General features: G+C 34.8%; 18 protein-coding genes, 2 tRNA genes and 1 pseudogene. 12 read left to right on the forward strand and 9 right to left on the reverse strand.

The genetic code is table 11. From position 1 onward, the window contains the following. Positions 1-162: 162 nt before the first annotated feature. Positions 163-354: a GIY-YIG nuclease family protein gene (locus WBG21_RS05145; RefSeq protein ID WP_340075493.1), complete on the forward strand. Its 192-nt coding sequence runs from the start codon at positions 163-165 to the stop codon at positions 352-354. Continuing rightward, a tRNA-Arg gene (locus WBG21_RS05150) sits at positions 332-405 on the forward strand. Before WBG21_RS05145 ends, WBG21_RS05150 begins: the two co-directional genes overlap by 23 nt. Positions 406-908: 503 nt before the next feature. On the opposite strand, the gene WBG21_RS05155 is transcribed toward WBG21_RS05150, so the two are convergent. The 3 genes from WBG21_RS05155 to WBG21_RS05165 are packed head-to-tail and all read right to left on the reverse strand — an operon-like array spanning position 909 to position 2,113. Further along, a complete protein-coding gene (locus WBG21_RS05155; RefSeq protein WP_340075495.1) occupies positions 909-1,289 on the reverse strand; it encodes a protein-export chaperone SecB in 381 nt (126 codons plus the stop codon). A gap of 1 nt (position 1,290) precedes the next feature. Next, positions 1,291-1,512, reverse strand: a complete 222-nt coding sequence (locus tag WBG21_RS05160) for a hypothetical protein (protein ID WP_340075497.1) — start codon at positions 1,510-1,512, stop codon at positions 1,291-1,293. Continuing rightward, a complete protein-coding gene (locus tag WBG21_RS05165) occupies positions 1,499-2,113 on the reverse strand; it encodes a hypothetical protein (RefSeq protein ID WP_340075499.1) in 615 nt (204 codons plus the stop codon). Before WBG21_RS05165 ends, WBG21_RS05160 begins: the two co-directional genes overlap by 14 nt. Before the next feature lie 143 nt (positions 2,114-2,256). Between WBG21_RS05165 and WBG21_RS05170 the strand changes: the two genes are divergently transcribed. From WBG21_RS05170 to WBG21_RS05205, 8 genes are all read left to right on the forward strand, one after another. After that, positions 2,257-2,961 carry a hypothetical protein gene (locus tag WBG21_RS05170; protein ID WP_340075501.1) on the forward strand — a complete coding sequence of 235 codons (705 nt, stop codon included), beginning with the start codon at positions 2,257-2,259 and terminating at the stop codon, positions 2,959-2,961. A gap of 364 nt (positions 2,962-3,325) precedes the next feature. Then, on the forward strand, positions 3,326-4,255 hold the full coding sequence (locus WBG21_RS05175) for a hypothetical protein (RefSeq protein ID WP_340075503.1): 930 nt from the start codon (positions 3,326-3,328) through the stop codon (positions 4,253-4,255). Between the two features lie 690 nt (positions 4,256-4,945). Further along, complete coding sequence (locus WBG21_RS05180; RefSeq protein WP_340075505.1) at positions 4,946-5,782, forward strand: hypothetical protein; 837 nt, start codon at positions 4,946-4,948, stop codon at positions 5,780-5,782. Positions 5,783-5,787: 5 nt separating this feature from the next. Further along, entirely contained in the window at positions 5,788-6,078 is a 291-nt protein-coding gene (locus WBG21_RS05185) for a DUF1272 domain-containing protein (RefSeq protein ID WP_340075507.1), read from the forward strand. Between the two features lie 67 nt (positions 6,079-6,145). Next, positions 6,146-6,568, forward strand: a complete 423-nt coding sequence (locus tag WBG21_RS05190) for an SRPBCC family protein (protein ID WP_340075509.1) — start codon at positions 6,146-6,148, stop codon at positions 6,566-6,568. Positions 6,569-6,702: 134 nt separating this feature from the next. Continuing rightward, on the forward strand, positions 6,703-8,118 hold the full coding sequence (locus tag WBG21_RS05195) for an SDR family oxidoreductase (protein ID WP_340075511.1): 1,416 nt from the start codon (positions 6,703-6,705) through the stop codon (positions 8,116-8,118). Positions 8,119-8,129: 11 nt separating this feature from the next. Continuing rightward, positions 8,130-9,407 (forward strand): cryptochrome/photolyase family protein, encoded by a 1,278-nt coding sequence (locus WBG21_RS05200; protein WP_340075513.1) that lies wholly within the window; start codon positions 8,130-8,132, stop codon positions 9,405-9,407. Between the two features lie 89 nt (positions 9,408-9,496). Next, positions 9,497-9,910, forward strand: coding sequence for a CBS domain-containing protein (locus WBG21_RS05205; protein ID WP_340075515.1), 414 nt, complete (start codon positions 9,497-9,499; stop codon positions 9,908-9,910). A gap of 90 nt (positions 9,911-10,000) precedes the next feature. Here WBG21_RS05205 and rpe read toward each other — a convergent pair whose 3' ends face one another. The 4 genes from rpe to WBG21_RS05225 all read right to left on the reverse strand — a co-directional run bounded on the left by rpe (position 10,001) and on the right by WBG21_RS05225 (position 14,749). Then, positions 10,001-10,663, reverse strand: coding sequence for a ribulose-phosphate 3-epimerase (gene rpe / locus WBG21_RS05210; RefSeq protein WP_340075517.1), 663 nt, complete (start codon positions 10,661-10,663; stop codon positions 10,001-10,003). 212 nt (positions 10,664-10,875) lie between these two features. Next, a complete protein-coding gene (locus tag WBG21_RS05215) occupies positions 10,876-11,739 on the reverse strand; it encodes a sigma-70 family RNA polymerase sigma factor (RefSeq protein ID WP_340075519.1) in 864 nt (287 codons plus the stop codon). Positions 11,740-11,831: 92 nt separating this feature from the next. Next, positions 11,832-14,126, reverse strand: coding sequence for a M1 family metallopeptidase (locus WBG21_RS05220; RefSeq protein ID WP_340075521.1), 2,295 nt, complete (start codon positions 14,124-14,126; stop codon positions 11,832-11,834). A 71-nt stretch (positions 14,127-14,197) separates the two neighbouring features. Beyond that, a complete protein-coding gene (locus WBG21_RS05225; protein WP_340075523.1) occupies positions 14,198-14,749 on the reverse strand; it encodes a DUF6702 family protein in 552 nt (183 codons plus the stop codon). On the opposite strand from WBG21_RS05225, the gene WBG21_RS05230 reads away from it, so the two are divergent. Next, entirely contained in the window at positions 14,741-16,072 is a 1,332-nt protein-coding gene (locus WBG21_RS05230) for a sialidase family protein (RefSeq protein WP_340075525.1), read from the forward strand. The genes WBG21_RS05225 and WBG21_RS05230 overlap by 9 nt on opposite strands. Before the next feature lie 2 nt (positions 16,073-16,074). Here the strand turns inward: WBG21_RS05230 and WBG21_RS05235 are convergent, their stop codons facing one another. After that, positions 16,075-16,827: a carboxypeptidase-like regulatory domain-containing protein gene (locus WBG21_RS05235; protein WP_340075527.1), complete on the reverse strand. Its 753-nt coding sequence runs from the start codon at positions 16,825-16,827 to the stop codon at positions 16,075-16,077. A gap of 159 nt (positions 16,828-16,986) precedes the next feature. Then, a tRNA-Gly gene (locus tag WBG21_RS05240) sits at positions 16,987-17,059 on the reverse strand. A 287-nt stretch (positions 17,060-17,346) separates the two neighbouring features. On the opposite strand from WBG21_RS05240, the pseudogene WBG21_RS05245 reads away from it, so the two are divergent. Continuing rightward, positions 17,347-18,132, forward strand: a pseudogene (locus WBG21_RS05245) (hypothetical protein); the annotation flags it as partial.

The following is an 18,132-nucleotide window of genomic DNA, read 5'->3' on the forward strand; positions in this document are numbered from 1 at the left end:
GGCCGCGTACCTGCCCGACTGATCAGGCGGGGTTCAACTGGATACCCGTCCGTACTGAATAGTACGTTCGGGCAGGGATTATCAGATTTCGGTGCAAATGTATTTTGTATATGTATTATATAGTAGTAAATTTGCCCGCTATTATGTTGGAATGCCCAGGATGTGGAAGTTCGTTTGAAACAACACAATGCAGGAAAAACGACCTCTACTAAAGCTTTTATCCCATGGGAAATTGTTCATACAGAAGTTTACGATACTGCTGAACTAGCAAGGAACAGGGAGAAATATTTAAAAAGTGCAGCAGGTAGAAGATGGAGAAAAGATAATATAAGGCCGCGTAGTTCAACTGGATAGAATATCAGATTTCGGCTCTGAGGGTTGGGGGTTCGAATCCTCCCGCGGTCACAGATAAATCAACAAAAGTTGAAACGAAGCAAGTTCAAAATAAAAGGGCTTGCTTTTTTATTTTGAAGAAAGCGAACAATTTAAAATCCTTCCTAAAAATCCTATTGGCAAGGCTATAGTCAGTCAGTATCTTTTTTAATATAAATAAATGAACTGAATTACAGTTATTTATAAATTTATACGATATTTAGGTAACCGCCATAATTAAAATAAAAATAACCGCAATGTGTATATTTGGACGTTAGCGTGAATTGACTTCGTCACGCACTTGCATTTTTGCATAGCAAAAACACCCCAAGTGCTAATCCACGCTAACGGCAACCTGTCACTGACGCCTCGTTAAAAATGGTTTAGTATATTTGCTGTCTTAGTGCGTGAGAAGTTATAACAACTCCTGATAACAACGTGTATAACCAACGAGGCGCAGCAGTGATGGCGACCTCTCGAGGCTGCGCCTCGCTCGCCATACACAGGTTGCCGTTGGCAGTAATTAGAGACTCTATTTACTCTTTTTCTTTTGCCATTTGCACAAAATTTATTGAAGGCAAAATAACAGGGTCATAACCTGATTGTAATGTGAAATTAGATATATATGCTCTTAAATAAGGGAAAGCTATTGCAGGGGCATTAATTTTAGGAAAATTGGAAAGCTTAAATTCTTCTGTTATCTCTTCGTCGAGTCTAAACATAAAAATAGCCTCAACTGTTAAATCAAAGAATTTATCATTAATTTCTATTTCAAAACTAACACCAAAAACTTTATCTAAATCTTTCGGGAAAAAATGTCCTGTGGATAAATCATAAGAATGTTTATCCCGCGGTTTTTCTTTTAAAGAAGAAAAATTGACATTAATAACTTTCCAATTATCTAACTGAATTTTCATATTAGGCGGCTAATAATAAAGAATCCATTTCGTTCGCATCTAAACTAATGTCTGAATTAGGACAATAAAAACTTGGATCGATTTTTTCAAATAATTGATTATCAATTTCAAAATCTACGTCGTCTTTAAAACCATAACCTAAAGCTTTGAAATACAAATCCTGAGGACTTATGTTTTCAAAATACTGGTCAATTCGATTTTTTATTTCTTTATTTAGTTTCATCTTTTATATCTCCTATTTCTAAAATATTAGAATTAGTTATGTTTTTAGTTGGTTCAAATACTGTACAAACAGTACAGTTAGATGTTCTTAAAGTAATATTTTTAATTCTTTCTTTGGCAAATTTAATATAAAAATTTCCTTTAACAGCATCAATAGGCAATATACCTTCTTCTCTTGCTAAGTTAATAAGTAAACCATCTATTGCTTTTAAACTTCTTTTTAGTTTACTTATCTTATTTTCAAAACATTCAGTAAGGTAAGACAATACTTCAACCCCTTCCTCTTTAGTTAAGTCTAAAAAATTATCCTCATCAACCTCAATAAGGGAGTCAATAACACAATATTCTTTATATTTATAAATTCGTCTTTCATTATCCCAAGATTGAGCAATTGCCCATTTCTTAGCTTGTTCTTCAGGTTTTGAACTAATTCCTTTTGTGAAAAAATAAACCCCATTTCCAAGCCATTCATCATCTCCAATTGAGGATTCATAATTAGCACCTACTATTTTTTTTGCAGCATCTAAACTTGTACCGTGATAGCCGTTAAATTGTAATAGCATTGAAATACGTTTCGGACAAAAATATAAAACTACTGCCAACGATGTATATAAATAATAGCTAAAAAGTGTTTATCTAATTGTATTACTTATCTATTAACACTATTTTAGTCGCAAAAGTATATTATTATTTACACGCTACTATCCATATACTTACCGTTAGGTGCAAGGCCTAGGAAAAACAAATGTCTCCGTTTAATATATTTATACTAACCATTTTAGGTTTCTTAATAATTCTTCTCCTTTATTATTTTTTAAGGGATGTTCGCGGTACAATTACTTCCTTTTTCAGAGGAATGAAAAACAACACCCATTTAGGGCTGAAAATTGCATCATCCCCAATTTGGCTATTAGCTATGCTATTTAACAAAATTTTCAAACTAGATATTTTTTATAGCTATTTAGAAGACACCTCAAAACAATTTTCAATTACAAATAAGAATTACCAGCATGTAATTATTTGTAAAACAAATGATATTGAAAAAATAAAAGGGGTAATTAAAGAATTACAAAATGATGAATCGGATAAAGAATTCTCAAGCAAATTAAAGAACACAAAATTTAAATATAAATCTGATTTGAATCATACATACCTAATTCTAAAAAATATTGATTTCAAAATTTTCAAGTTACTTATAGTAGGGATGGATAATCTAGGATTTCATAATGTTGAAGGAATAATGGTAAACCAAAATAAAGTTGGTGATTCGTTCTTCATTACCAGAAAACCAGAATACCAACATTGGCTCATAGGTCGTGATAATAATAGAAGAAGAATTTATGTAGACTTTACAGAAGATTTAGAATCTGGAGATAATATTTATTACAATAAAAATATAAACAAGCTCAAAATGGTGGATTTTAAAAAGATAAACCAACTAATAAGCTAATTGTACCCTAAGCCCAACACCTAACACTGGGTATAACTAATGCTACATCCGTCTCCGTTTGAAAACCACGGTAAATTTGAATAACTTAATCCTAACTAACTCAATCTAAACAACCCGCACTAGCCATACACAAAACCGTTAGCGTGAATTGACTTCGTCACGCACTTGCATTTTTGCATAGCAAAAACACCCCAAGTGCTAATCCACACTAACGGCAACCTGTCACTGACACCTCGTTAAAAATGGTTTAGTATATTTGCTGTCTTAGTGCGTGAGAAGTTATAACAACTCCCGCTAACAAGGTGTATAGTGCATACCCTGCGGGATACGCACCATACACAAATCGTTGTACACAATTTGAAGAATGATAAGAACATCAATTTTAATCCTAATTTTAATAGTAGTCATTTCTTGTAAACAGAACAAGCAGGAAAAAGGAGCCGCTAATTCTCAAACTTTAGAAGTTACAGAAATCATAAAAGAAGACTACGAACTTTATAAACCAAACAAAGAAGTTAAAGCTGTTTTAATTCTATTTGGAGGTTATTCTGAAGTTGCAGAAGACATTAAAAGAGAATTCAAAATCCTCGATACTGCAAGGAAAAATAATATTGGCGTTATACTATCCAACTTTAACCAAAAATTGTGGCTTGAGGAAAGTGAGAAACACGAACTCGCAAAAAGACTACAAAATGTAATTGTAGAAAATCAATTACCAACTGATAATATTTTTATCGGTGGCTTCTCAAGTGGTGGAGTTGTAAGCCTTTTAATTAGTGACTTCATAGTCGGAATGAAACAATTCTACATTGACCCGAAAGGCGTATTTGTTGTTGACTCACCAATAGACTTGTCAGCATTGTACAAATCTTCAGAAAAAAATATAGAACGAAATTTTTCAGAACCATCAATTCAAGAAAGTACTTGGCTTTTAGAGACTCTTGGCAACAATTTCGGAAACCCCAAAGATGATATCAAAAAATACGAGGTCAAATCTGTGTTCACATATATCACGGACAATGTTTCTAATTTGAAGAAATTGAAAAAGACTAAAATTAGACTTTATACAGAACCTGATACTCTTTGGTGGAAAGAACATCGAATGGCTGATTACGATCAAATGAACGCTTTCTATATCAAAAAACTATCTGAAAGTCTAATCGAAAAAGGATATGAGAATGTTGAATATATTCCGACAATTAATAAGGGATATAGAGCGAATGGCGAAAGACATCCTCATAGTTGGGCTATTGTAGATAAGAATGACCTTATAAATTGGATATTAAAGGAATAAAAACTGTGTACAACATTGGCTATAAACAATTGCTATTACAGTATTACTCTGAAAATTCCTGCGAAATTTTCAGCTTGTCGTGTACTTGCAAAAGTTAGTACTAATCCACGCTAACGGCAACCTGTCACTGACACCTCGTTAAAAATGGTTTAGTATATTTGCTGTCTTAGTGCGTAAGAAGTTATAACAACTCTCGCTAACAATCAGTATCTTTTAACAGTATAAAAGAAGATGTCGTTAGGTTTATTAAAAATGATGAAGTTTTAAGTATATGGAGTCGGGAATATTTCAAAGATTTAATAAACAAAATGAAATTTGAGAATACTTAATTTTATCAGAAGGAAAATCTTTAGAATTGCCAAACAAAAAAATAAAACGATTTCCGATAACATAGATAGTGCATAACGACACTTTGGCATAGCTACGACACCATACACGAGGCTGTTGAAATATGGAAATCAGCATGTTTTCCTAATATTAAGCACTCTCAGGCAGGATAATTTCTCAAAATTTTCATCAAAAAAGGGTTTGACAGTTGTTTTTTTGGGTTCACAAGAAATTAATAAAAAGCAGGATGAAATATTTCATCCTGCTTTTTTCTTATATTTATGAACGTCCTCAAAAAACCACGCTGTGAAAAATATAATATTTATGGATAAACAAAGTAGGGTCAACCAAACGAAAAGTATAATGAGCCTATTTTTTTTATTGGCCGGCATGGTTTTGTATTCCCAATCTGAATTCCCAAAAGTAGCTAAAGTAATTATCTCAGATAGAATACTAAAAGGGACTATAGATGAAAAATATCCGATAACCATATACCTTAAGCAAAAGAATTATTCTAACTATCATACAGGGACATATTCAGTAGAAGGATGGTATTATTATGATAAGGTAAAGACAAAAATTCCATTAGTCGGTATCTATGATGGGGAATTAGTATTGTATTCTTTTGATGACGCAACCCTTACTAATGCTATTTTAAATTTTGAAGCTTCCAAAATCAGTCATTGGGAAGAAGTGGATTATTATAAAGGATTAAAAAATTACAAAGAGAAGTTTTTGATTTCAACTTCAGGAGCGACATGGTTTGGTGAAAATAAAAAATTGCCCGTTTCAATTAATGCTAAAGATATACAGATATTCAAAAGAATGGAATACCTCATGTTTGATAAGGAAAATACGTTTGATTTGCATGAATTGGGAAATAGGTTTTGGAATTTTTCAATGGTAGCAGCATCAGATAAAAAAATTATATTGGAATACGAATATACGTCGCGCCAATATGTAATGGGACGTTGTGGCGCAGGGGTAGAAAGAGGTTTTGTTTTTTTGGAATTCAATGCAGAAGATTTATTAATAACATATAATACATATCCGATAGAGAGTTGTTTGTTTGACTTTTCGGTTAGTGATGAAATTGTCATTAATGACAAAAAAATAAAGTATGTTGTCGAGAACTATAATGAAAATAAAACAACTGCTATCATTATTGACAAAGAAAAAATAAGTATAGAAAAAGAATAAACGCAATGCTTGAGATTAGACAAAACTGTGAAAATTGCGGGACATCCTTACCGGTAACTAGTACGAAAGCTATGATATGTTCTTATGAATGTACCTTTTGCAGAACATGTGTCAATACTATTTTACAGAATGTATGCCCCAATTGTGGCGGTGGTTTTGAAAAACGACCTATAAGGCCTAAAAGCCAATTAGAGAAATATCCACCAAAAGAAGGGCAAATTTATAAGCCTGTTGATATGAAAAAATTTGAAGTGTTGATGGAGAGTAATAAAAATAAGGCGCCGGAAGAACGGTAGGCGGTAAAATTTGTATTCGGTTAAGACAATCCTTATATTCGGGAATTAATCTAAATCTAAATATGTTATGGGTTGTTATAATTCAATTGTAGTAGATGCTTCTGCAGATGAGGTGTGGAGTGTACTTAAAAATTTTCATGACTTGTCATGGAGTACTGTAGTAAATAAAGTAGAAAAAATAGGAGCTAAAAACCAACATGAAGTTGGTGCAAAGAGAGTCTTGAACGATGCTTTCCACGAAACACTTCTTAGCATTGATAATACTGCCAAAAAATTTACGTACAGTATTGACGATGGGCCTGATGTTGTCTCAAAAGACAATGTGGATGGTTATATAGGAGAAGTTACTGTTTTCCCGATAACTAACAACAACACTGCTTTTGTGTTATGGACTTCCAGTTGGAAAGCAGCAAAAAAAGACGGAGTAGCTGATTTTTGTAATCCCATATATCATGCGCTTTTACAAGATCTAAAAAATCATTTTTCTTAAAAAAATATGAATAGTGTTTAATGAAGTCTATGTATTTACATAGGCTTTTTTTAATTAATTCATCGAATGTTATAAAAGTATAGTACCAAAAAGAAGTATCTTTATTGAGGGTGTAAAAAATGATTGTTTAACACATGAGGATACTTCTAACAGGCGCAACAGGATATATAGGGAAACGATTACTTCCTGCATTAGTGGATATGGGACATGAAGTTGTATGTTGTGTAAGAGATAGAAAGCGCTTTAATCCACCTGAATCAATAAGAAATAATGTAACTGTCGTTGAGGTTGATTTTCTAAAAGAAGAATCACTAGAACAAATACCACATACAATTGATGCAGCTTATTATTTAATGCATTCCATGTCTTCATCATCCGATTATGAAAAACTGGAGGAAATTTCGGCAAAAAACTTTAAAAAGATTATTGATCAAACACAGGCGCATCATGTAGTCTATTTGAGTGGTATTGTGAACAATGAATCATTATCAAAACATTTAAACTCCAGAAAAGCAGTAGAAGAAATATTGAGTGAAGGAAATTATAAACTCACCACATTAAGATCAGGGATTATAATAGGATCTGGGAGTGCTTCTTTTGAAATTATAAGGGACTTAGTAGAAAAACTGCCTATTATGATAGCCCCAAAATGGTTACAAACAAAATGCCAACCTATTGCTGTTCGAGATGTGATCAGTTTCTTAACAAAATCCTTGTTTAACCCCATAACATATAATAATAATTTTGATATTGGAGGGCCAGATATATTGTCTTATAAACAAATGCTGTTGGGATATGCAAAAGTAAGAGGCTTAAAAAGAAGGATCATCAGTGTACCTATAATGACACCAAAACTTTCTTCTTACTGGCTGTACTTTGTAACATCTACATCATACAAACTAGCTACTAGTTTAGTTAATAGTATGAAAGTAGAAGTAATATGCAGAGATAGCCAGTTAAGTGAAGCTTTGGGAATTGCCCCTCTACCATACGAAGAAGCACTAAAGAAAACCTTATTGAAAATTGAAGAAAACGAAATTGTTTCAAGTTGGAAAGATTCATGGATAAGCGGTAGGATGGATCAAAATATTTCCGAATTCATCAATGTGCCCAGACATGGATGCCTTATAGATATCAGAGAAAATGATATAAAAGATATTAAGAGGACATTAAACAACATATGGAGAATAGGAGGGAACACAGGGTGGTATTACGCTACATCATTATGGAAAATAAGGGGGTATATCGATAAGTTGGTTGGAGGTGTAGGCTTACGGAGAGGACGAACACACCCTTATGAAATAAATGTGGGAGATGCCATTGATTTTTGGCGTGTGCTATATGCAAATAAGAGAGAAGGACGCTTATTATTATTTGCAGAGATGAAACTGCCCGGTGAAGCATGGCTGGAGTTTAAAATAAAAAACGACATCCTATACCAAACGGCTACTTTTCGGCCTAAGGGGCTATGGGGACGTTTATATTGGTATATTTTATGGCCTGTTCATGACCGTATTTTCGAAGGAATGATAAAACGAATAACAGTATAATTAGTAAAAAATTGAAAATAGCAGTTCACTGGTTTCGAAGAGACTTACGCCTTGAAGATAATATAGCATTGTCGCATGCAATGCAATCTGATTATTCGATATTGCCAATCTTTATTTTTGATGAGCATATTATCAGTAGTTTGCCTAAAGATGATGCACGGATCAATTTTATACATAAACAGCTACAAAGCATTGATAGCCGGTTAAAGAAAGAAGGAAGCTCATTATTATGCCTAAAAGGAGATCCGGTACGTATATGGAAAGAGCTCCTTACAACGTATGATATCGCTGAAGTCTATACCAACAAAGACTATGAACCCTATGCCATAAAAAGGGATACGGCAATTAAAGAGTTGCTCCATCACCATAATATCTCATTCAAAGTATATAAAGACCAGGTCATTTTTGAAGAAAATGACGTTGTAAAAGACGATGGAACGCCCTATACGGTTTATACTCCTTATAAAAATAAATGGCTAAAGCAATTTGATAAAAAACATATAACCCCTGCAAAAACAAATTACACTAATTTATATCAATGCAAATATGCACTCCCTGAGTTGACTACCATTGGTTTCCAAAAATCAGCTATCCGAGTAAGAGACTACGATTTCTCTCAATTGGATACTTACAAAGAAACCCGTGATTTTCCGGCAGCGGATACTACCAGCTATTTAAGCCCTCATTTGCGATTTGGGACCATTAGTGTTCGACAAGTTATTGCACAATTAAAACCAGCTCAGGAGACATTTTTAAGTGAGTTGATCTGGAGAGAGTTTTTCATGCAAATACTCTATCACTTTCCTAAAGTAGTAAATCATAGTTTTAAGGCCAAGTACGACGCAATTCAATGGCGGAACAATAAAGAAGAATTTAAAAAATGGTGCAAAGGTGAAACTGGTTACCCACTTGTAGATGCCGGAATGCGTCAATTGAATGCCACGGGATACATGCACAATCGTGTTCGGATGGTAGTTGCCAGTTTTCTTTGTAAACACTTATTGATCGATTGGAGGTGGGGGGAAGCCTATTTTGCTGAGAAGCTATTAGATTATGAACTTTCTTCCAACAATGGCAATTGGCAATGGGCTGCCGGTACCGGATGTGATGCTGCGCCATATTTCAGGATATTTAACCCCACATCGCAATTGGAAAAATTTGATAAAGACCTGCGTTATGTAAAAAAATGGGTGCCTGAATATGAAGAGCTGACCTATCCATCACCCATTATAGACCACAAATATGCCCGAGAAAGAGCCTTGGAAACCTATAAAAAAGGAATTGAATAAAAAGAGTTTCCTCCTATGACATAAATCATCTTTTATACCAGTTGTTTCTACGAACTTTATAGAAAGATAAATTATAAAGTATAAAAATTATGAAACAACGTGTACCTGTATCTATGATTATGTCAACCGAAATGGTTCAATTAAATACTTCTGACAACCTCTATAAAGCAGAGCAACTGTTTAAAAAACATAATATTCGTCATATTCCCGTGGTGAGTGGAAAGAAAATCGTGGGAATTTTGAGTTATACAGACCTTTTAAGAATTAGTTATGCCGATGTTACAGACAATGACACTGTAGAGAGTACTGTATATGATATGTTTGACATTCAGCAAGTAATGGCGAAAACCCCTGAAGTGGTATCTTCTAAAACAACCATTAAGGAAGTAGCAGAAATATTGTCAGAAAGGGAATTTCATGCCCTTCCGGTGGTAGATGATGAAGAATTGGTAGGTATTGTCACCACAACTGATTTGATCAAATATTTATTAGAACAGTATTAATTATAGGGTTACGTTATTACTTATGATATCCGGATAGGTTTATAATAAAGACAGGCATACGCTATAAAAAATAAAAAGACTAGTAAGCCGTCATGATGCGACGATACTTTTCAGATTTTTGATAGTTTGTGAAGGGTTTTCACTTTTAAAAACAAAACTTCCGGCCACAAGGACATCAGCGCCTGCATCAATTAATTTTTTGGCATTGTCAGCATTTACACCTCCATCAATTTCGATCAATGTAGGGGCATTATTTCGTGAAATAATCGTTTTAAGGGCAGTAATTTTTTTATAAGTGTTTTCAATAAACGATTGTCCCCCAAAACCGGGGTTTACACTCATTATACAAACCAAATCAATGTCCTGTATTACGTCTTCAAGCAATGCAATATTGGTATGAGGGTTTATGGCTACACCGGCTTTCATCCCTTCTGCTTTGATAGCCTGTAACGTCCTGTGTAGATGTGTACAGGCTTCATAATGAACGGAGAGGATATTAGCTCCCAGTTCTGCAAATGTTTTGATATACCTATCAGGATCAATAATCATTAAATGAACATCGATTGTTTTTTTAGCATGTTTTGAAATAGCCTTAAGTACCGGCATTCCAAAAGAGATATTAGGTACAAATACACCATCCATGATATCAATATGGAACCAATCAGCATCACTTTCATTTACCATTTCAATATCACGTTGTAAATTGGCAAAATCAGCTGCCAGAATTGAAGGAGCAATTAATTTTGAAGGCATGTGTAATGGATTTTGTACAAAGATAGAAAAGCTTTTTCGGATATGCCTTTAGAAGTATAGAATAAAAAAACCCCGGTAATCAGCCGGGGTCATTCATCAATCAAAAAACGAACAGTTATCTTCCCAATTGTTGGGGGGCTGTTGTTAATGTTTAACTATAAAACATCATAGCAAATATACTAAAAATGAATTTTATAGTTGGGTAAGTCAAATTACCCTAAATAGGTCTTTAATATTTTGCTTCTCGAGGTATGCTTTAACCTCCTGATTGCTTTTTCCTTTATCTGGCGGACACGTTCCCGGGTAAGGTCGAATGTTTCTCCGATTTCTTCTAATGTCATAGGGTGTTGGTCTCCTAATCCAAAATACAAACGGATCACATCAGCTTCGCGGGGGGTTAATGTTTCTAAGGCCCGTTCAATTTCAACTCGTAATGATTCATGCAAAAGGTCCTTGTCAGGATTTGGAGATTCACCACTTCTGACCACGTCATACATATTTGAATCTTCACCGTCTATTAATGGGGCATCCATAGATACATGTCGTCCGGAATTTTTCATGGATTCCTTTACATCATTAATCGTCATGTCCAGTTCCTTAGCAATTTCTTCAGCAGAGGGTACGCGCTCATGTGCTTGCTCTAGAAAAGCATACGCCTTGTTTATTTTATTGATAGACCCAATTTTATTCAGGGGCAATCGCACGATACGTGATTGCTCAGCCAATGCTTGTAAAATAGATTGGCGGATCCACCATACCGCATAAGATATAAACTTAAACCCTCGGGTTTCATCAAACCGTTGAGCAGCTTTAATAAGCCCTAAGTTTCCTTCATTTATCAAGTCAGGAAGCGTTAAGCCTTGATTTTGGTATTGCTTGGCTACGGAAACTACAAAACGTAAATTGGCTTTTGTTAATTTTTCCAAAGCAAGCTGATCACCTGCTTTGATTCGCTGTGCTAACTCTACTTCTTCATCTGCGGTGATCAGGTCCACTTTCCCTATTTCTTGAAGATACTTGTCTAAGGAAGCAGTTTCTCTATTGGTTACCTGTTTTGTAATTTTGAGCTGTCTCATTTAATGAAAGTCTTTTTTGTTAAAAAATAAACACTGTACGCATATAGTTATACGTACAGTGTTGCAAAAATGTTACAAAAAAGGAAACTTTTTTATCCTTTTATTTTTTCTTTGAACTTATCAAAGTCTGTTCCTTGTTCTTTTTTGGGCCAAGAATTGTTAGTAGTGTCAATATCTGCAGTTTCTTCATTGGGATCTACTATAATGCCTTCCAACATTTTCTCTGAAGCAATTACACGTGTAAATTCAGCATCGTTTTTACGCCATATTTCTGCAGGATACGTTATTTTTTCACTAGTTCCATCAGCATACTTATACTCAACAATCAATGGCATTGGCATTCCTCCCGGCTTTTCAAAAGTAACTTCATAAAAGTATTTAGGAGTTTTTAAACTGGATCTTTCTTCAACAGAAAAATTATCCATCATATATTCCTGTAGTGTAGTAATATTCTCAGGTGTATTAGTGTTATTTGAATTTTCGATAGTTTCTTTTTCCCAATAAACCAGAGGAGGCATATCAGCTTCAGTCAGGTTTCGCTCAGCCATATATTGTTGCATCTCTTCACTTGGTTTGGTAGAAACATAATATTTTTTAACTTCTTTTACACCTATATCAACATAATCAGTAGAATAAAACCATCCTCTCCAGAACCAATCTAAATCAACTGCCGAAGCATCTTCCATAGTCCTGAAAAAATCTTCAGGAGTAGGATGCTTAAATTTCCAACGTTGTGCATAGGTTTTAAAAGCATGGTCAAATAATTCTTTTCCCATAATCGTTTCCCTTAAAATGTTTAACCCTGTTGCCGGTTTTCCATAAGCATTTGCTCCTAATGAAAAAACATTCTCCGGATTGGCCATAATAGGGGCTATAAAATCTTGCTCGCCGGCCATATAGGGTACTATTTTACTTGCGGGTCCCCTTCTGGAAGGGTAGCTGGTGTTTGGTGCAATGGCTTCGGGATACGCTTCTCCAAACTCTTGCTCGGCCATATATTGCATAAAAGTATCCAAACCTTCATCCATCCAGCCCCATTGTCGCTCATCAGAGTTTACGATCATAGGGAAAAAGTTATGTCCTACTTCGTGAATAATTACACTGATCATTCCATATTTAGTACGGTCAGAATAATTCCCATTCTCATCAGGACGTCCATAATTCCAGCAAATCATGGGATATTCCATCCCTTGGCGTCTGGCATGTACCGATATAGCTTTATGGTATGGATAATCAAAAGTATGCGCAGAATACGATTTTAATGTATGTGCTACCGCTTTTGTAGAATATTCTTCCCAAAGAGGATTGCCTTCTTTTGGATATAAGGAAACAGCCATGACATCTTTATTATTTATTTTCACGGCCATCATGTCCCATATGTATTTTCGGGAAGAGGTAAAACCAAAGTCACGAACATTGGTAGCATTGAACTTCCATGTTTTCTTTTTATTAGAAAAAGATTTTTCTGCAACTTCTGCCTCTTCTTGTGTAACAATAAAAACAGGCTTATCATATGATTTTTTAGCTGCTTCATAACGGCGCATCATTTCACGGGAAAATACTTCCTTTCTATTGGTTAATACCCCGGTAGCGTCTACAATGTGATCACTAGGAACCGTAATACTTACCTCATAATCTCCAAAGGGCAATGCAAATTCCCCTCTTCCCCAAAACTGATGGTTTTGCCATCCTTCTACATCACTATAAACAGCCATTCTTGGGAAAAACTGTGCTATTACATAGGCATAATTCCCATCTTTTGGGAAATACTCATAACCAGACCTACCTCTATTAGTAGTGTGGTCGTTGATATTATACCACCATTTAATAGAGAAAGATACTTTTTCACCACTCTTTAGAGGTTGGGGAATATCCACTCGCATCATCGTCTGGTTGATGGTATATGGTAAAGACTTTCCATTGACATCCTTTACATATTCAATATTAAACCCCCCATCAAAAGGCTCTTTCATGTAATTATTAACAAACCCTTCAGGTGTTTCTGCCAATTGCATACTATTACTGTCCCTTAGAGGGGATTTAGAGTCTTTTGCTCGCACATTTTGATCTAATTGAACCCATAAAAATTCTAAAACATCAGGAGAATTATTGGTATACGTAATTGTTTCGGTACCATAAAGCTTTTGGGTTTTGTCATCTACCTCAATGTTCATTTTATAATCTGCTTTTTGCTGATAGTACGCAGGACCCGGAGCTCCGGATGCTGTCCGGTACATATTGGGAGTAGCAAACTCCTCATAAAGTTGCTTGAACTTGCTGGTATTTAAATGGCCCGGTTTTCGTTCCGGTTTTTCTTTTTCCTGTGCATTTACAATGCCTGCAAATAGGAATAAACTAGCTAATAAATAGTATCTGAATAGTTTCATATTATATAAGTATAAAAGGGGTTAACTAATGGCGAAAAATAAGTAAATTTTATATATTAAATGGACGATAATCATAAATTTAACACTCCTTTATCATTTCCTTTGATAAGAATGAAACTTTTTCGGAGACTGTTAATTTTGAAATGGATAATATTTTGTTGTTCTTCAAAAAGTTCAAACAATATGCTATTTGTTATAGTTACCTCCTGAATGGTATCTAAGCTAATATTATTAACTTCTACGTAGCATTTTATAACATCGTTGTCATATTCTTTTCCCAGATAATTCAATTTTACTTGTTGCCCGTTTATTTTCATAACCATTTTGCTAGCTAGGTATTTCTCAATATAAAAATCAGCACTTTTGTGTTCGTTTGGAGTGGCTAGCTTTGGAGGCACTCCATAACGCTCCTCAATCAATCTTTCGAGGTCATCAATGAATATCCGGGATGTCATTTGAAAGGCACGGTCTTTTTCGGAATAATCAACTTGAGTTACACTTAGATAAAACTTATGCAAAATTGTAAAAGAAAGAAGCGGAATGATAAGCAGTAAAAACCCTATTTTTTTCAGATGTCGGATATGAAGCTTATTTTTGACGTAAAATATAGATAAATGACTCATAGAATCTCAATACTATTAGTTGCTTTTGTGATAGTTGCTTGTAAAGGGCAACCTAATTTTGTTCAAAGTAAACAAAAAGCATTCCAAAAAACTACTTATGAAAATGTTAAAATTTATGAATCTAATGGCCAAGGGTTAGGTCCATGTGAGCCTAGCATTTATATAAACCCTACTAATACAGAAAATATAGTTGCAGGTTCTATAGTCGATTATGTTCATTATTCAAATGATGGAGGAAAAACCTGGAAAACAGATAGATTGGTTTCTTCTATGGGTGTTTGGGGAGACCCTTGTATTGTGGCAGATAATGAAGGGCATTTTTATTACCTGCATTTATCTGATCCGGATGGTACCAATTGGCATAGTGAAAATGTATTGGACCGGATTGTAATACAACGTTCTGATGACGGAGGAAAAACATGGAATGATGGTGCCGGAGTTGGGTTAAACAATGCCAAAGAACAGGATAAAGAATGGGCGGCAATCAACCCAGAAACAAATGAAATATATGTCACTTGGACAGAATTTGATCAATATGCCAGTGCTGATCCTAAAGACAAAACCCGAATACTGTTTTCATTGTCTTCAGATAAAGGTGCTACATGGACAACACCTGTAGCAATTAACCAATTTGATGGGAATTCTATTGATGATGATCAAACGGTAGAGGGAGCAGTCCCTGCCGTAGCTGATGATGGGTCTATATATGTGGCATGGGCATACAATAATATGATTTACTTTGATAAGAGTATTGATGGAGGGAAAACCTGGTTGGATGAAGATATCATTGTCTCAGAACAACCTGAAGGATGGGCACATGACATTCCGGGGCTTGGACGGAGCAATGGCATGCCGGTAACGGCTGTAGATATAAGCAATAGTGAATATAAAGGAACTATTTATGTGAATTGGGCAGACCAAAGGAATGGAAAAAACAATACGGATGTCTTTATAGCAAAATCTACTGACGGAGGGATTACCTGGAGTGATCCGCTTAGAGTAAATACAGATAATACAACAACCCATCAATTTTTAACATGGATGAGTGTTGACCCCAAAACAGGGTATGTATATATTGTCTATTATGACAGGAGTAAGTATAAGGACAATCAGACAGATGTGGTGTTAAGTGTATCTTATGATGGAGGGGAAACATTTGTTTCTAAAACAATTTCAGAAAAACCATTTACGCCTGTAATATCGGGGGTGTTTTTTGGGGATTATAATAATATCTATGCATATGATGGCATCGTGCGCCCTGTATGGACACGTTATGAAAAAGGGAAATTAAGTGTTTGGACTGCCTTGATAGAAGATAAATAAAGTTATTTTTCCTTAGGCTGGATAATACTCAGATATGTATTGCTTTGCGTCACTAAAAAATCAATTAACTCAAATTCATTGTCCTTTTTTAAGAGTTTTTGTGCAGGCATTTTTGTATCGCAGTAATACAAAAACTCGTCAATTCTTCCCGGAGGGATATGCAAACTTTCAGTAAAAAAAGTATCTTCATATACATAGCGGAGTACTTCGCTCATCTTGATTTGTTTTTCCTCCGGTATATTTTTTTCCTGATTTGATTTAAATAACGCTTTGAAAATATTAATTACGTTCAATCCATTCTTGAGGCCGGTTACACTTTGTGGCAATGCAGCATTCTCTACCCGCGTAGAACGGTCTTGGGTATAATTGTACTGTTTAAACTCTTCTTCTTTTAATTCGAGGAATTTTTCCCTATTTTCAGGACCTACCACTACCTCATCCAATTCTGTTACCTTTTCATTTACTTCTACTACCAATCGTCGTGCTTTTAGAATGGCTTCAGTAATGATGACCGATTTTATCTGGTAGTTTACTGCTGAAAAAATAAGTTCGTCACCTAATTTGACCATAATTTCAAATTCGCCACGATCATTAGTAATAGTTGCTTTTTCTGCTGTAACGTTGATAACATTTTCATTGGGAATATTATTGTTGCGGTACAATACCTGGCCTCTGAGTATAACACGGTCTGTTTCCTGAGAAACAGCCACTAAAGGGCTTATTAGCAATAAGAGTAAAATAACAAGGCTTTTCATTAAAAATGTAGTTTAGCAATATGTAAAGAAATTAAAAGTTTATGGTATAACACAACTTCCTCCTTATAAATTTACTAAAAAAGCGTTTTTTAAAGCTACAAAACCCAAGGTTTTTATAGAAAAATATCGGACAATAAATAATTGTCCGATATTATAAAGAGCGGGAGACGAGGTTCGAACTCGCGACATTCAGCTTGGAAGGCTGACGCTCTACCAACTGAGCTACTCCCGCAATACTAGGTAGAACAAATATAAAAACTATAATTAATAAAACATACTCTTACTTAAAAGTCATTTATAAATGATTTTCAACAAACTCATTTTCAATAAATAAAGAAAAAATATACAAAAAAACTATTGTTAATAAATAATATAATTACGGTAAACCCATAATATTTAAAATTTCAATTCAACGAATAACTCCTACCATTCGTCTACAGAAAACTGCAAAACTCCGAAAAATACTAACATTTGCGGCAAATTTGCCAAATTTTGAAGTGAATTTAAACCTAATCTATTATGAAACTAAAATACGCAATAGCAATTGTAACCGTTTTTTTGACTGTTAATTTTACTGCTGCACAAGTCAAAGTAGGTGACAATCCCAGTATAATAAATAGCAATTCACTTATAGAATTGGAGAGTGTCGACAAAGTGTTGGTTATTACCAGGGTATCTACTATAGAAATGAACGCTATCGCACCACTTGCCGGTGCAATGGTTTATAACATAGATGAAAAGTGTGTTTTCCAGTATAATGGACAACAATGGCAATCATTATGCGAAGGCTTGATCGTGTCAAACAATGAAGCCTTTGTTGTAGATAATACTGATGGTACATTCTCATATATTGATGGAATAGGAAACGAAACAATCATCAATAAAGCGTCTATCACAGACAATAAAAATGGCGTATATACATTTTCGAATGGGAATGGGAACGATATTACATTCGATATAAATGATGCTGATAATGATGCTAAGAATGAATTACAGTACATAACAAAATCAGGAAATACAATAACATTAAGTAGTGGAGGTGGTTCTGTAGAGGAAACGATTACTTCATTAGTAGATAACGGTGACGGTACCTATACCTATACAGATGAAGTGGGTATTAAGAATATTGTAAATGGATTAGCAGGCCCACAGGGAGAAACAGGCCCCCAAGGTCTTCAAGGAGAGACTGGTCCCCAGGGTCCCCAAGGTGAAACTGGCCCTCAGGGTCCGATAGGATTGACAGGTCCCCAAGGCCCACAAGGAGAAACAGGTCCGCAAGGTCCCCAAGGTGAAACTGGTCCTCAG

The organism is Leptobacterium meishanense (genome assembly GCF_037645805.1).
Taxonomy (GTDB): domain Bacteria; phylum Bacteroidota; class Bacteroidia; order Flavobacteriales; family Flavobacteriaceae; genus Leptobacterium_A; species Leptobacterium_A meishanense.